This is a genomic window from Blastomonas ursincola (genome assembly GCF_013607875.1).
Classification (GTDB): Bacteria; Pseudomonadota; Alphaproteobacteria; order Sphingomonadales; family Sphingomonadaceae; genus Blastomonas; species Blastomonas ursincola.
Genome location: NZ_VDES01000003.1, coordinates 125,193 through 139,772, shown reverse-complemented (window position 1 = coordinate 139,772; position 14,580 = coordinate 125,193). Strand labels below are relative to the sequence as shown.

The window sequence follows — 14,580 nt, the reverse complement described above, 5'->3', positions numbered from 1 at the left end:
GCGCCTGGGCCATGGCGGGGCTGATGGCGCTCGCGGTCCCGCTGCCCGCCATTGCCGCTTCAGGATCGCCCAAGGCTTCCGAATGGTCGCTGGATGCGTTGCGCGCGGCCGATGTCCGGGTGCTCAGCGTCGGCTACCGGCTCGCTACGGCCAACGCGCCATTCTGTCGCGCGATCGAGAATGCTGCCGGAATGACGCTGCACCATATCGGGCAGTATCCCGATGCCGCTGCGGCGCGCGCGACCTTCGGCTTTGGCGGCGACTATGCCGTGCTTGCGCTGGTCGCCGATGGCCCGGCCGCGCGTGCAGGCCTTCGCACCGACGATGCCATCGTCTCGCTCAATGGCATCCCCCTTGCCCCACCTGCCGCGGAACTCGCGGCGATCGACCAGGTCGCGGCCTATCGCCCGATAGCATGGGCCGATACGCGGATGCGGGCAGCACTGGACAAGGGACCGGTGGTGCTGGGCATCCTGCGGGGTGGCCAACCGATGGCGATCACGGTGACTGGCACCCCTGCCTGCCGCAGTCGGTTCGAGCTGCGTCCGAGCGATTCCTATGGCGCGTCCGCAGACGGCGATATCGTCGGCATCACCGTACCGATGCTTTCGTTCATGGCCGACGATGATGAACTCGCGGCCATCCTGGCGCACGAACTGGCGCACAATCTGCTCGAGCATCGCAGGCGGCTCAACGAGGCGGGGGTGCAGCGCGGGCTGCTGCAGCAGCTCGGAAGAAACGCCAGGCTGACGCTGGCGACCGAGATCGAGGCGGACCGGCTGTCGATCTGGCTGATGGCCAATGCCGGCTATGATGCGCAAGCGTCGGTGCGATTCTGGACGCGCTACGGCAAGCAACGCGGCAAGGGCATATTTTCTGCCCCTACCCATTACCGCTGGAAGAAGCGCGTCGGGCTGTTCGAAGCCGAGATTGCGAAGATGCAGACTGCTCCCAGAGACGCCCGGGGCTGGTATCCGCCGCTGCTCGCTGAACCACCAGCGCTGCTCGAGTAACGGTCCTGGACCGTTTGTTCCTCGCCTCGCCGCACGCATTGCGTCGTCTTGCCGCACGCTTCGAGTCGCAACAGGAACCGATAGCCCCATTTGTCAGTCTCCCGAGGAACAGGGACGAATTTCATTTCCTCAAGGAGCATCTATGCCTTTTCATGCCACCACGTCGGGCATTCGTCTGACCCTGGCCGCGCTCGCGCTTTCCGCCTCGCCTGCGCTTGTCGCCCAGCAGAACACGCCGCTGCGCGCCGATGTCGCGAGCGAAGCCGAAGCGCTTCCCGATCCCGCGACGATGACAAAGGGGCCCGAGATCAAGGGCGTGCTCACCGCGCGCCAGGGTGACCGCATCCAGGTTCAGACCGCCGATGGCAGCCGCACGATCCTGTTCGTCAACGACCAGACCCAGGTCCGCGCGACCGGCGGTCTCTTCGGAGCAAGCCGCACCCAGCTGGATACCGGCGCGCTGCTCAACGGCTTGCCGCTGACGATCAAGACACTGCAGTCGGGCGACACGCTGCTGGCCAGTCAGATCACCTTCAAGAATACCGACTTCAAGACCGCGTCGATGATCCGCACCGGAACCGCCCAGCAGTTTGCCGAACAGACTGCAGCGACCGAGGCGCTGCGCGGCCGCATGGGCGATATCGACCAGTATAACGTCAAGGCGACGACGAACGTCTATTTCGACACCGCCCAGGCGAAGCTCAGCGATCAGGCCAAGGCGGAGCTGTGCGCGGCCGCAGGCTCTGCCGAGCAGATGGACAATGCGCTGCTGCTGGTCGTCGGCTATACCGATGCCGATGGCGACGAGGAGTTCAACCAGACGCTGAGCGAGAAGCGCGCTGCGAGCGTGATCAACTATCTGCAGCAGGTCTGCAAGTGGAAGCCCTATCGCATGCTGACGCCTGCTGGGATGGCCGAGGCCGATCCGGTCGCAGACAATATGACCGAAGAGGGCAAGGCGCAGAACCGCCGCGTTGCGGTGAATGTGCTGGTCAGCAAGGCGGTGGACGGTCTCTACGCCGAAAATTCGGCGCGCTGAGGCCTATTCAACAGCTTGGATAGAACGAGGGGGCATCCGCCATATGCGGGTGCCCCCTCTTCGTCTGCTCGCCTCAATCCCTTGGCGCGCTGAGCGCAATGCGGTTGCCTTCGCTGTCCTCGATCTCAGCAACAAAGCCTGCCTCGCCGATATCCTTCTTGGGATAGAGGATGGTGGCTCCCAGGGCTGTGGCCCGAGCGAGCGTGGCGTCGATGTCGTCAACGTCGAAATAGAGAATGGGACCAGTCTTGGCGGGCTTGTACACATCCCCCTGGGCCAAGGCACCGCTCGCCCCTGCCCCGCCATCGGCACGCGGAAAGAAGGCCATGGCATAACCATCGACCGTCTCCCTGCGAAGGCGATAACCGAACACCGCCTCATAGAAGCGTACGGCCCGGTCCATGTTCTCGACGGGAATCTCGAAATGGACGACGGGATTGGTCATGGGGTCCTGCCTTGTGCCGGGCACTTGCGGAGAAGCACGCTCGTCAGGGGCGCAGGCCGCGAGCGCCAGCAGCATGCATGGCGCAACTCGCCATCCGGGCACGGCAATTAGGTCTGCTCTGCCACCTTGGCGTACATCGAGTTGATCGGGCGAGCCATCACCCGGCGCAGCATCGGTTCGAAAAACTCGAGCGGCTCGCTCTCGTAATCCGGGTCGAAGGCTGCCTGGTCGTATTTCTCGCAGAATTCCGCGCAGGCATCGAAATAGGGCGAGCTGCGGAAATTCTCGCGCACGTCACGATCGCCGCCGATAAAATGGAAATAGTAATAGCCCTGGAACGCGCCGTGATTGGCGCAGATCCAGTGCACCTCCTCCGACACGAACGGCTTGATGATGGCGGCCGCGACATCGGGATGGTTGAAACTGCCCAGCGTGTCGCCGATATCGTGGAGCAACGCCATGACGACATATTGCTCGTCGCGGCCATCGCGGTGCGCGCGGGTTGCGGTTTGCAGGCTGTGCTGCAGCCGATCGATCGGAAAACCGCCGAAATCGCCATCGAGCAGCCGCAGATGCGCCAGCACCCTGTCGGCCAGTCCCCCGGCAAATTCGCGATACTGCCCGGCGATGATCGCCCAGTCTTCCTGCGTCCCGTTGGTCATCGCGGTGAACTTGGCCCGAGCCTCGGGCGCCAGCGTATCCGTCATGGGCATCCTCTCTTGTCTGTTTGTACGAAGCGTAACCCAGCCTGCCAGCGGATGCAAAAAATTGTGGGGTGCGGGAGCGAAACCGGCTAGACCGGGTTCACCATGGCGATGCTGCCTATCAAGCCGACACCGTTCTTTGCCAACAAGAACCGGGCCTTCTGGAACCTGCAGACGCTGGGCTGGGCAGGTGCCTTGGCGCTGCGCGGTATCTCCGGGCTCGCCAATGGCCAGCCGATCTCGTTCCTGGTGCCGATCATCATCGCGACGATCACCGGCTATTCGGTCTCGCTGGTGATGAGCGTGATCTACCAGACGCTGATCGACCGCAAGCCGCTGGTCACTTGGGGCGTGACGCTGATCGTACTGCTGACGGGATCCGCGCTCTGGGCCTTTGTCGACGCCTGGGTCGCCACGCTCTATCGCCCCGGCACCGACAGCAACTTCACCGCGATCCTGCTCGGCGCCTTCTATCTCGACCTCACCCTGCTCGGCGCGTGGTCGGCGCTCTATTACGCGATCAACTTCTTCCTGCGGATCGAGGAACAGCAGGACCAGATGCTGCGGCTGGAGAACCAGGCCACCAGCGCGCAGCTGGCGATGCTGCGCTATCAGCTCAACCCGCATTTCCTGTTCAACACGCTGAACAGCATCTCGACGCTGGTGCTGCTCAAGCAGACCGAACCCGCGAACGCGATGCTCTCGCGCCTTTCTTCGTTCCTGCGCTACACGCTCGCCAACGAGCCGACGGCGCGCGTGACGCTCGAGCAGGAAGTCGAGACTTTGAAGCTCTATCTCGACATCGAGAAGATGCGCTTCGAGGAGCGGTTGCGCGCGCATTTCGACATAGAGCCCAATGCGGCCAAGGCGCTTCTCCCATCGTTGCTCTTGCAACCACTGGTTGAGAACGCCATTAAATACGCGGTGACACCCAAGGAGGATGGGGCCGATATCAACATCTCGGCGCAACTCATCGGACCTCTGCTGCGTATCACCGTAACCGACACAGGGCCCGGATTGAAGAAGCAGGGCGAGAAAGCCAATGCATCAACCGGGGTCGGGCTGGCGAATATCAGGGACAGACTGTCCCAGGCATATGAAGACAATCACCGGTTTGAGACACGATCATCACCCGGGGGCGGCTATAGCGTGATTATCGAAATTCCGTTTGAAACACGCGAACAAAGGCAATTACAGGCATGACCATCCGCACCATCCTGATCGATGACGAGAAGCTCGCGATCCAGGGCATGCAGCTCCGGCTGGAAAAGTTCGAAGACATTGAGATTATCGATACCTGCCTCAACGGACGCGAGGCCATCCGCAAGATAAAGACACTCAAGCCCGACCTGATCTTTCTCGACATCCAGATGCCCGGCTTCGACGGATTCTCTGTCGTGCAGGGGATCATGGACATCGAGCCGCCGCTGGTCGTGTTCTGCACCGCCTATAGCGAGCACGCGATCAAGGCTTTCGAGGCGCAGGCTGTCGATTATCTGCTCAAGCCCGTCGAGGACGTGCGCCTGGCCGATGCGATCGATCGCATCCGCGAACGCATCCGCGACAAGAAGGGCCGCGAGGAAGCCGTCAAGCTGATGAACGTGCTGAACGAGGTGGCCCCCGACGCGGTGGAAAATCTCGATCTGGGCGAGGAAGACGAAGCCGCTTCGTCGAACCGCTATGAGAAGCTCATCAACATCAAAGATCGCGGCCAGATCTTCCGCGTCGATGTCGATACCATCGAGCGCATCGATGCCGCCGGCGATTACATGTGCATCTATACCGGCGACAATTCGCTGATCCTGCGCGAGACGATGAAGGATCTGGAAAAGCGGCTCGACCCGCGAAACTTCCAGCGCGTGCACCGTTCGACCATCGTCAATCTTGGGCTGGTCCGCCAGGTCAAGCCGCACACCAATGGCGAATGTTTCCTGGTGCTCGAATCGGGCGCGCAGGTGAAGGTCTCGCGCAGCTATCGCGACGTGGTGGCGCGGTTCGTCCACTGATCGCTCCGAAAGTTTGATCGTCTGAAATCGTCACCCCCGCGAAGGCGGGGGGCCCGCTTATCACGCGACGTTAATGAAAAAGCGGGTTTCCCGCTTTCGCGGGAATGACGGCCAGGGCATTATCGCCGTGCGGCGAAGAATGCCTTCAGCAGTAGCGCAGCCTCTTCCTCTCCAACGCCTGCATAGACCTCCGGCCTGTGTAGCACCGTGGACTGATGGAACAGGCGCGGGCCATGTTCCACCGCCCCGCCCTTGGGGTCGCTGGCCGCATAGTGCAGCCTCGCGATCCGGGCATGCGCGATCGCCCCGGCGCACATCGCGCACGGTTCCAGCGTCACCCATAAATCGCATCCCGTCAGCCGGTCACTCGCCAGTGTTGCGCATGCCTCACGGATCGCCATGATCTCGGCATGCGCGGTGGGATCGTGCAGGGCACGGGGCTGGTTATGGCCCCGGCCGATGACCTCGCCCTTGCGGACGACGATCGCGCCCACCGGCACCTCGCCCAGCTCTGCTGCCTTGCGCGCAAGATCAAGCGCTAGAGCGGCATATTGGCGGGCGGTTTGCAGCGTCATGCCATCCGCCTTGCCGCAATGCGTCTTGCGCCGCCAGAGGATTCGCGGCAGATACGGGTTATCGGCGCGCAGGCGGTTGACTTGAAGGTCATCTGACGCTAACCGCCCCGTTCTTCTAGCAAACCTATTGCATCAGGATTCTTTATCATGTCGCGCATCTGCGAACTGACCGGCAAGGGCCGGATGGTGGGCCACAATGTGTCTCACGCCAACAACAAGACCAAGCGCGTGTTTCTGCCCAACCTGCAGAACGTCACGCTGATGAGCGAAAAGCTCGAGCGCAGCTTCAAGCTCCGCGTGTCGACCGCAGGCCTGCGTTCGGTCGAGCATGTCGGCGGCCTGGACAACTGGCTGCTCAAGACCAGCGAAGACAAGCTGTCGGCCCGCGCCGCCAAGATCAAGCGCGAGCTGCACAAGGCTGCGGCCTGATGGACCGCCAGCGCACCGCGCTTTATGCCGGTGCGCTGGGCCTTGCAGCGTTGGCGAGCCCTGTTTTGGCAGGAACGCGCACGACTGCCGAAGTCCTATACTCCGAAAATCCGCAGGAACGCGCCTTCCAGGAGAGCGCGGGCTATAGCGATGCCGTGATCCTGCGCGACGGCACCATCTATCTGTCAGGCGTGGTGGTTGGTCCGACGGCAGACAAGGCTGCGTTCGAGCGCACCTATCGCCGCATCAGCGACATCCTGCTGCGCGCAGGCGCGACCTGGGAAGATGTGGTCGAAATCACCAGCTATCACACGGATATAGAGCCGCAAGTTGCGGTTATGTCTGAAGTGCAGAAGCAGTTCATCACCCCGCCCTTTGCTGCCTGGACCGCCGTGCAGGTCACGCGCCTCTATTCACCTGGCGGAGTCACCGAAATCAAGATCGTGGCGAAGAAGGCGGTTCGCTGAGCTCGAACTTGAGCAGCAGGCTGCGCTGCAGCAGCAGATAGTTGTCGTCCGCAATCACCCACAGGATCGTTCGCCGGCCTTCGCGATCGACCGCAATGCCTTCCATATTGTCGACCGGCAGCGGGGGTTTCAGCGTCGCAATGACGCGGGGGCGCACCAGTGCTTTGGCCCTGACCGTGTTCGTGTCGATCAGCGCTATCTTGGCGCTCACGCCTTCGGCAAGATTGAATCGCCGGTGCAGCGCGATCAGCCGACCATCGGGCAGCTGTGCGATATCGGTAATGCGATAGCCCTGTGGTGGCTGATAGGCGAACGACACGGCCTTAGCCCCTGTTTCGGCAGGATCGCCCCGGAAGATGAGCCCCACCGTCACACCGGGACGGATCGAGCGCGATTCGGAAAACACGAGAAACCGACCGTCACGCAGCCGCACCATCGCCTCTGCCCCGCCGTTGTTCGGCCATTCCTGCATCGCCAGCGGCTTACCGGTCGCCTCGGCGCGCGCGAAGCCCGGGGCATAGCGCCGGATGCGGTGGCGCTGCTCGAACCCCACCCAATATCGGCCCGACACGGGATCGAAGGTCAGGCTTTCCGAATCCTGGTCCTTTTTCGTGCTGGGTTCCCCCTTGCGCACCGGCAGCGGTGCAATGAAGCTGTCCTGCGCCCTGCCTTTGGCCGTGATCGTGAAGCCCGCAAGGATGGCGGCATCGCTCAGCGCGATCAGCCGCCCATTGCCCATAGCATGCAGCGCGGAAAAGCCGCCAAACTCGCTGTTGTCGCTCTGCAGCTCCCAGCCTCCGACAAGCGTCAACGGGCCATTGCCCAGCTGGTGTGGCAGGCGCGGCAGGTCGCGCGGCGTGCGCACGGTAATTTGCTGGCTGTCATTGCCGGGGATCGGCGAATCGGCAACGAACGCACCGGTACCAAGGAAGAACAGCAGCGAGGTGAGCGCGAGAGCGCGCCGCAGCGCGACGCGCCCGCGCGGTTCGGCTTCGATCGGCTCCACCGCCCGGTCCTCCCCGTCACTCGGCAGCGAGCGGCCCTTCATTGAACTGCAGCGCCGAAAGCCGCGCATACAGGCCATTGCGCGCCGAAAGCTGGTCGTGCGTGCCTTCCTCGACGATACTACCATCGCTCATCACGACGATGCGGTCAGCTGAACGGATGGTCGCGAGCCGGTGCGCGATAACCAGCGTCGTGCGACCCTGCATCAGATGCTCGAGCGCATTCTGCACTAGTTTCTCGCTCTCGGCATCAAGCGCCGAGGTCGCCTCGTCAAGCAGCAGGATCGGCGCGTTGCGCAAGAGCGCGCGCGCGATCGAGATACGCTGGCGCTGACCGCCCGAAAGCCGTGCCCCGCCCTCGCCCAGATAGCTGTCGAGCCCCTCAGGCAGCTTGCGCAGGAATTCCTCGGCATTGGCCGCGCGCGCCGCTTCCCAGATCTGCTCGTCACTCGCTGCCCAGTTGCCGTAGCGCAGATTGTCGCGTGCGCTGGCGGCGAAAAGCACGCTGTCCTGCGGCACGAAGGCCATCCGCTGGCGGATCTCCTTCGGGTCGGCAGACGACAGCGCCACGCCATCGATCCGCACCGATCCGGCCTGCGGATCGTAGAACCTCTGGGCGAGCTGGAACAGGGTCGACTTGCCAGCACCCGAAGGCCCGACGATCGCGACGGTTTCGCCCGGCGAGACCTGGAGCGAGAAATCCTTGAGCGCCAGCGTTTCGGGCCGGGTGGGATAGGCAAAGCTCACATTCTGGAAGCTCAGCTGGCCGCGCGGGGGCACCGGCAGCACGATAGGATTGGCCGGAGCCCGGATTTCAGGCTGCTCGTTGAGCAGCTCGTTGAGCCGTCCGGCGGCCCCGCCTGCACGCAGCAGGTCGCCATACACCTCGGTCAGCGCGCCGAAGGCGCCCGCGACCAGACCGCCGGTCAGCACGAACGCGGCAATGTCGCCGCCCGAGAGCCGCCCCTCGATCACGTCGATCGCGCCTTGCCACATGATCGCGGTGATCGCGCCGAAGATCAGCGTGATGACGACAGCGGTGAGGCTGGCGCGCAGCGTGATGCGGCGGCGCGCGGTGGCAAAGGTCGTTTCCACTGCCTCGCCGAAACGCGCGGCCTCGCGCGCTTCCTGGCCGAACGCCTGGACGATCTTCATCGCGCCAAGCACCTCGGTTGTGGTCGCGCCGACATTCGCGACGCGGTCCTGGCTCGAGCGTGCGACCTTTTCGAGCCGACGACCGATGAACACGATCGGCAGCACGACCAGCGGGATGCCGAGCAGCAGCATGCCGGTCAGCTTGGGCGCGAGCGAGAACAGATAGACGATGCCGCCAATGCCCACGACCAGATTGCGCAGCGCGACCGAGACCGTGGTACCGACCACCTGCTCGACGATCGCGGTGTCCGAGGTCATGCGCGAGGCGATTTCCGACGGCCGGTTGGTTTCGAAGAATGACGGGGCAAGGCCCAGCAGATTCCGCTGCACCGCAAGGCGGATATCGGCCACCACCCGCTCCCCGAGCCAGGACACGAAGTAGAAGCGCAGCGCCGTGGAAACGCCCAGGATCACGGTGATCATGAACAGATAGCGGAACCAGCGGCCGATATCCTCGGTGCTGCCGCCATCGCCGCCAAAGCCGCGATCGATGACAAGCTTGAAGCCTGCGGGAATGGCGAGCGTCGCGCCAGCAGCCACCGTCAGCGCGAGCAGCGCGAAGGCGATCTGGCGCGGATAGGCAGCCGCAAACTTGGCGAGCATCGCAAGATTGCCCAGCTGGCGAGGATTGCCGCGCTTGCCCTTGCCGCTATCCGCAAGGTCTGCGACCGGTTCGTCGATGCCCGCAGGGTCGTTTGCAGCCGCCGCAGCTACCGCTGGATTGTGTGTTTCCGCCATGGCTGTGCGCCTAGCAGGCCATCCGGCTGCACTCAATGTTTTTGGGTTGCCCGCCACCGGCAACGTCACCGTTTCGGGACGTCAGATTTACATCTGCCTAAACGCCTGTAACCGATTGATTAACCCGTGCATGCGATGCTTTTTACCGGCAACCACGCACGCCGCACCTGCGTTAATCGCTTGTATTTTCGGTGGTGCAGCGCAACATTGGCAGGTGAGAGGCCGCCGGACAGAGCCGCACCAAGCGGACACGGCGGTTTGCAGGGGAATTTGATGCTTTACCACGCCTATGAACTTCAACGCTCGTTCCTTTCGAGCGCCAGCGCCATCGCGACGATCGGCGCGAACATGCTGAATAGCCCGCTCAATCCCATGACATTTTTCGGAGGCGAGCCGATCATGGCTTCGGCGCTCGAGGTGTTTGCGCACGCCTCCGCGCCCTATGGCAAGCCGGCCTTCGGCATCACCACGGTCGATATCGATGGCGCACCCAGCGCTGTCCACGAGGAGATCGTTCTCAAGCGCCCGTTTGGCGACCTGATCCGCTTCCGCCACGAAAGGCTGGCCAAGGATGCGCCGCGGCTGCTGATCGTTGCGCCGATGTCGGGCCATTATGCGACTCTGCTGCGCGGCACGGTCGCGCGGATGATCCCTCGCCATGAAGTGTATATCACCGACTGGGCCGATGCGCGCGACGTGCCGCTGAAGGAAGGCCGGTTCGATCTCGACGATTATATCGATTATCTGATCGGCTTTCTCGAGCATGTCGGCCCCGGCGCGCATATGCTCGCGGTATGCCAGCCTTCGGTGCCGTGCTTTGCCGCCGCTGCGCTGATGTCGGCCGATCAGCATCCCTGCCGCCCCAAGACGCTGACGATGATGGGCGGGCCGATCGACACCCGCGAGGCGCCCACCGCCGTCAACACCATGGCGACCCAGCGCCCGCTCGCCTGGTTCGAGCATAATGTCATCGCCAAGGTGCCCTTCCAGTACAAGGGCGCGGGCCGCAAGGTCTATCCGGGCTTCATGCAGCTCACCGGGTTCATGACGATGAACCTGGGCAACCACATGATGAGCCATTGGGAGATGTTCAAGCATCTGGTCAACGGCGACGGCGAAAGCGCCGATGCCACCAAAGACTTCTACGACGAATATCGTTCGGTCTGCGACATGACCGCCGAATTTTATTTGCAGACGGTCGAGAACGTGTTCCAGACGCACAGCCTGCCCAAGGGCGAGTTCATGCACCGGGGCAAGCGGATCGATCCATGCGCGATCACCGACATCGCCTTGCTGGCGATCGAGGGCGAACGCGACGATATCAGCGGACTTGGCCAGACCCGCGCGGCGCTGACGCTGACGCCCAAGCTGCCCAAGGCGAAGAAGAAATATCTGATGGCCGAAAGCGTCGGCCATTACGGAATCTTCAACGGCAGCAAGTGGCGCGAGCGGATCGCGCCAGTGGTCGAGGACTGGATTGCGAGCCACGATTGATCGCATGATCGGACCGGGAGCGGCGTTTCGGGCTTGCCGCCCCGGCCCCCGGCCCTTATCGCCGCGACCATGATCAAGTTGAAGACCGTGCGCGTCGAGCGCTTTGCCGTTGACGGCAGTTTCATCATCAGCCGCGGCGCCAAGACCGACGTCGACGTCGTGTATTGCGAAGTCACCGATGGCACGCATGTCGGCTGCGGCGAGGGCACGCCCATCTATTACGAGGGCGAAACGGCGGACCTGTGCGCCGAAGCCATCGACATGCGCGCGAAGCAGAACCGCCCGCTGACGCGCGAGGACCTGCTCAAGACGATGATGGAAGGCGCAGCGCGCAACGCGCTGGATGCCGCGCTCTGGGACCTCGAGGTGCAGGCGACCGGCAAGCCGCTCTGGCAGCTGGCGGGCCTGCCCCAGCCCAAGCCGCTGGTCACCGCCTATACCATCTCGCTCAACGAGCCCGAGGTGATGAAGGCCGATGCCAGGAAGGCGGCGGCCAAGGGCTATCCGCTGCTCAAGCTGAAGCTGAACGGCGAGGATGACCTGATGCGCGTCGCCGCCGTGCGCGTCGGCGCCCCCGATGCGCGACTGATCGTCGACGCCAACGAGGCCTGGGAAGAGGTCGATCTGGAAGAGATGACGGGCGCGCTGAAGAAGCTCGGCGTCGAGCTTATCGAGCAGCCGGTCGAAGCCGGTTTCGAGGAGGATCTCGAAGGCATCGAGAGCGCCCTGCCCTTCTGCGCCGACGAAAGCTGCCATGTCGCAGAGGATATCGACCGGGTCGCGGCGACCTTCCAGGCGGTCAACATCAAGCTCGACAAGGCCGGAGGTCTGACCGAAGCGCTGCGCCTGAGCGAGGCCGCCAAGGCGCGCGGGCTGAAAACGATGGTCGGCTGCATGCTCTCGACCAGCCTCGGCATCCGCCCCGCCTTCCATCTGGCCCAGACCGCTGACTGGGTGGATCTGGACGGCCCGGCGCTGCTCAAGAAGGACCGCGCAGGCGGTTTCCGCTTCGAAAACGGAATTATCAGCCTCGGCTGATCAGGGTTAATCCGCCGCCTGCCCGGACGCGATGGGCAGACGGCGGAAACTTTCAGGTCACAGCGCGGTTTCGACGTGCTTGCCCTCGAGGTCCTTGGGCGACATCGTGCCGCCAAAAGCCATTTTCAGCTTGCCCATCAGCGACATGTCCGCCTGCCAGATTTCGATATGGCTGGGGTCGAAGCGGAACATCACCAGATCGGGATCGGCCTTGCCCTGGTCGTACCAGGCCTCGACCGCGTTCGACCAGAACTTGTCGATGATCGCGGGATCGTTGTCGATGGTGAGCATGCCCGCGATGCACGCGAACAGCTTGTGCCCTTCGCCGACATATTGCGCCATCGCATCGTTGGTCGAGCTGAGCCCCTCGGCGAGGCGGCTCTTACGCGAGCCATAGAACCAGATCGGACCGTGGCGGCCATCGAACTGCGCGGTCATCGGCATGCTGTGCGCAACCTGCGCGGGCAGGCCGAGCATCAGGAACGGGCTGCTCTCGAGCGCGCTCCAGAATGCGTCGAGCGCCTCGGACGTATCTTCGTTGGAAGCATGGGGGGTGTCGGGGGTCATATCGTGCTCCTGTCTTGGTAACAGGGGATACGACGGACCGCGAAGCGCGTTCCCGAGCTATCCTCTGCCGAAGGCAAAGAAGAACCCGCCCCGGCATCGCTGCCAGGGCGGGTTCCGGATGCCTTAGCGGCGGGTGCGCGATCAGAAGACCTCGTACAGGCCCGCCGCGCCCATGCCGCCGCCGACGCACATGGTGACGACCACGTATTTCGCACCGCGACGCTTGCCTTCGATCAGCGCGTGGCCGGTGCAGCGCGCGCCGGTCATGCCATAGGGGTGACCGATCGAGATCGAGCCGCCGTTGACGTTGAGCAGCTCGTCAGGAATGCCGAGCACGTCCTGGCAGTACAGCACCTGCACCGCGAACGCCTCGTTGAGTTCCCACAGACCGATATCGTCCATCTTCAGGCCGAAGCGCTTGAGCAGCTGCGGCACGGCGAACACCGGGCCGATGCCCATCTCGTCGGGCTCGGTGCCTGCGACAGCCATGCCGACATAGCGACCCAGCGGCTGCAGACCCTTCTGCTCGGCAAGCTTGGCTTCCATCAGCACCGACGACGATGCGCCGTCGGACAGCTGGCTGGCATTGCCCGCGGTGATGTTCATGCCCGGGCCCATGACCGGCTGCAGGCCCTTCAGGCCTTCCAGCGTGGTGTCGGCGCGGTTGCCCTCGTCCTTGGTCACCTCGACATCGGTCATCGTGACCTCGCCGGTTTCCTTGTTCTTGAACGCCATCTTCGCCTTAACCGGCACGATCTCGTCGTCGAACTTGCCGGCAGCCTGGGCGGCGGCGGTGCGCATCTGCGAGCGATAGGCATATTCGTCCTGACGATCGCGGCTGATATTGTAGCGCTTGGCCACCGTTTCGGCGGTCTGCAGCATCGGCATGTAGATGTCCTTGTGCATCGCCAGCAGCTCCGGATCGGGGCCGACGCGCATTTCGGGGGTCTGCACCATCGAGATCGATTCGACGCCGCCTGCGACGACAACGTCCATGCGATCGACGATGATCTGCTTGGCGGCGGTCGCGATCGACATCACGCCCGACGAGCACTGGCGATCGATCGACATGCCCGCGACGGTCACCGGCAGACCGGCGCGCAGTGCGGCGGTACGGCCGATGGTGTGCTGCACGCCCTGCTGGAGCGCGGCGCCCATCACGACATCGTCGACCTCAGCGCCCTCGATACCGGCGCGCTCGACGGCAGCGCGGATCGAATGCGCCGCAAGCGTCGGCGACGGCGTGGCGTTGAAGCCGCCGCGATAGGCCTTGCCGATCGGCGTACGTGCGGTGGAAACGATAACTGCATCACGCATGGAAATTCTCCTTCAAAGGCTCGCCGCTGTTCGATGGCGAGCGGAAACGGGTCACACGAAAAACTGGCTGATCCACTCGGCCATCACGGCGGGTTTCTCTTCGCCCTCGATCTCGACCGTGAACTCGAGCGTCTGCTGCCACTGGCCGGGGCGCTTCTCCTCGAGCTCGAGCAGCTTGAAATGGCCGCGAACGCGCTTGCCCGAGCGGACGGGGGCGAGGAAGCGAACCTTGTTGCCGCCATAGTTGACGCCCATCTTCACGCCCTCGACGCGCGGGCAATCCGACTTGGCCATCAGCACCGGGAAGAGCGAGAGCGTGAGAAAGCCGTGCGCGATGGTGCCGCCGAACGGCGTCATCTTGGCCATTTCCTCGTTCACATGGATGAACTGGTGATCGCCGGTGGCATCAGCAAACTTGTTGATCATCTCCTGATCGACGAGCAGCCATTCCGATGTACCCAGATTCTGGCCCACCATGTCCTTCATTTCCTGCGGGGAAATTGCGCTCATTTCTATCCCTCCTGTCGATAGTGCAGCAGCCGCCGCGGCGCGCCGCTGTCGTTTGGAATGCGCGTCTTTTGGCGCTTTT

The 14,580-nt window shown here is 63.5% G+C and carries 16 protein-coding genes; 8 read left to right on the top strand and 8 right to left on the bottom strand.

Features of this window, described 5'->3' with window-relative positions; all coding sequences use genetic code 11:
• Window positions 1-23: 23 nt before the first annotated feature.
• Window positions 24-1,013: a M48 family metallopeptidase gene (locus tag FG486_RS14490; protein WP_181268068.1), complete on the top strand. Its 990-nt coding sequence runs from the start codon at window positions 24-26 to the stop codon at window positions 1,011-1,013.
• A 142-nt stretch (window positions 1,014-1,155) separates the two neighbouring features.
• A complete protein-coding gene (locus FG486_RS14485) occupies window positions 1,156-2,052 on the top strand; it encodes an OmpA family protein (protein WP_066277475.1) in 897 nt (298 codons plus the stop codon).
• Between the two features lie 73 nt (window positions 2,053-2,125).
• Here FG486_RS14485 and FG486_RS14480 read toward each other — a convergent pair whose 3' ends face one another.
• Window positions 2,126-2,497, bottom strand: coding sequence for a VOC family protein (locus FG486_RS14480; RefSeq protein ID WP_181268067.1), 372 nt, complete (start codon window positions 2,495-2,497; stop codon window positions 2,126-2,128).
• A gap of 107 nt (window positions 2,498-2,604) precedes the next feature.
• On the bottom strand, window positions 2,605-3,210 hold the full coding sequence (locus tag FG486_RS14475; RefSeq protein WP_181268066.1) for an HD domain-containing protein: 606 nt from the start codon (window positions 3,208-3,210) through the stop codon (window positions 2,605-2,607).
• 96 nt (window positions 3,211-3,306) lie between these two features.
• Between FG486_RS14475 and FG486_RS14470 the strand changes: the two genes are divergently transcribed.
• Both FG486_RS14470 and FG486_RS14465 read left to right on the top strand, forming a co-directional pair.
• Window positions 3,307-4,404 carry a sensor histidine kinase gene (locus FG486_RS14470; RefSeq protein ID WP_066277491.1) on the top strand — a complete coding sequence of 366 codons (1,098 nt, stop codon included), beginning with the start codon at window positions 3,307-3,309 and terminating at the stop codon, window positions 4,402-4,404.
• Window positions 4,401-5,207, top strand: coding sequence for a LytR/AlgR family response regulator transcription factor (locus FG486_RS14465; RefSeq protein WP_023837830.1), 807 nt, complete (start codon window positions 4,401-4,403; stop codon window positions 5,205-5,207). The genes FG486_RS14470 and FG486_RS14465 overlap by 4 nt, the downstream gene beginning before the upstream one ends.
• A gap of 119 nt (window positions 5,208-5,326) precedes the next feature.
• Here FG486_RS14465 and FG486_RS14460 read toward each other — a convergent pair whose 3' ends face one another.
• Entirely contained in the window at window positions 5,327-5,782 is a 456-nt protein-coding gene (locus FG486_RS14460) for a nucleoside deaminase (RefSeq protein WP_181268065.1), read from the bottom strand.
• Between the two features lie 147 nt (window positions 5,783-5,929).
• Between FG486_RS14460 and rpmB the strand changes: the two genes are divergently transcribed.
• Both rpmB and FG486_RS14450 read left to right on the top strand, forming a co-directional pair.
• On the top strand, window positions 5,930-6,211 hold the full coding sequence (gene rpmB / locus FG486_RS14455) for a 50S ribosomal protein L28 (RefSeq protein ID WP_023838203.1): 282 nt from the start codon (window positions 5,930-5,932) through the stop codon (window positions 6,209-6,211).
• Window positions 6,211-6,678, top strand: coding sequence for a Rid family hydrolase (locus FG486_RS14450; protein ID WP_181268064.1), 468 nt, complete (start codon window positions 6,211-6,213; stop codon window positions 6,676-6,678). Before rpmB ends, FG486_RS14450 begins: the two co-directional genes overlap by 1 nt.
• Here FG486_RS14450 and FG486_RS14445 read toward each other — a convergent pair.
• Together FG486_RS14445 and FG486_RS14440 are read right to left on the bottom strand one after the other, a co-directional pair.
• Window positions 6,647-7,726, bottom strand: a complete 1,080-nt coding sequence (locus FG486_RS14445; protein WP_181268063.1) for an esterase-like activity of phytase family protein — start codon at window positions 7,724-7,726, stop codon at window positions 6,647-6,649. The two genes, FG486_RS14450 and FG486_RS14445, sit on opposite strands and share 32 nt — an antisense overlap.
• Window positions 7,701-9,575 (bottom strand): ABC transporter transmembrane domain-containing protein, encoded by a 1,875-nt coding sequence (locus FG486_RS14440; protein ID WP_181268062.1) that lies wholly within the window; start codon window positions 9,573-9,575, stop codon window positions 7,701-7,703. The genes FG486_RS14445 and FG486_RS14440 overlap by 26 nt, the downstream gene beginning before the upstream one ends.
• Before the next feature lie 273 nt (window positions 9,576-9,848).
• Between FG486_RS14440 and FG486_RS14435 the strand changes: the two genes are divergently transcribed.
• Both FG486_RS14435 and dgcA read left to right on the top strand, forming a co-directional pair.
• Window positions 9,849-11,069, top strand: coding sequence for a polyhydroxyalkanoate depolymerase (locus tag FG486_RS14435; RefSeq protein ID WP_181268061.1), 1,221 nt, complete (start codon window positions 9,849-9,851; stop codon window positions 11,067-11,069).
• A gap of 69 nt (window positions 11,070-11,138) precedes the next feature.
• Entirely contained in the window at window positions 11,139-12,107 is a 969-nt protein-coding gene (gene dgcA, locus FG486_RS14430) for an N-acetyl-D-Glu racemase DgcA (RefSeq protein WP_137775759.1), read from the top strand.
• Window positions 12,108-12,164: 57 nt separating this feature from the next.
• Here the strand turns inward: dgcA and FG486_RS14425 are convergent, their stop codons facing one another.
• The 3 genes from FG486_RS14425 to FG486_RS14415 form a co-directional block, all read right to left on the bottom strand.
• Window positions 12,165-12,674, bottom strand: coding sequence for a pyridoxamine 5'-phosphate oxidase family protein (locus FG486_RS14425; protein WP_181268060.1), 510 nt, complete (start codon window positions 12,672-12,674; stop codon window positions 12,165-12,167).
• Between the two features lie 141 nt (window positions 12,675-12,815).
• Entirely contained in the window at window positions 12,816-13,991 is a 1,176-nt protein-coding gene (locus FG486_RS14420) for an acetyl-CoA C-acyltransferase (protein ID WP_060977883.1), read from the bottom strand.
• 51 nt (window positions 13,992-14,042) lie between these two features.
• The gene (locus FG486_RS14415) at window positions 14,043-14,501 is read right to left on the bottom strand and encodes a MaoC family dehydratase (RefSeq protein ID WP_060977884.1); all 459 of its coding nucleotides are present in this window, start codon (window positions 14,499-14,501) and stop codon (window positions 14,043-14,045) included.
• Window positions 14,502-14,580 lie beyond the last annotated feature (79 nt).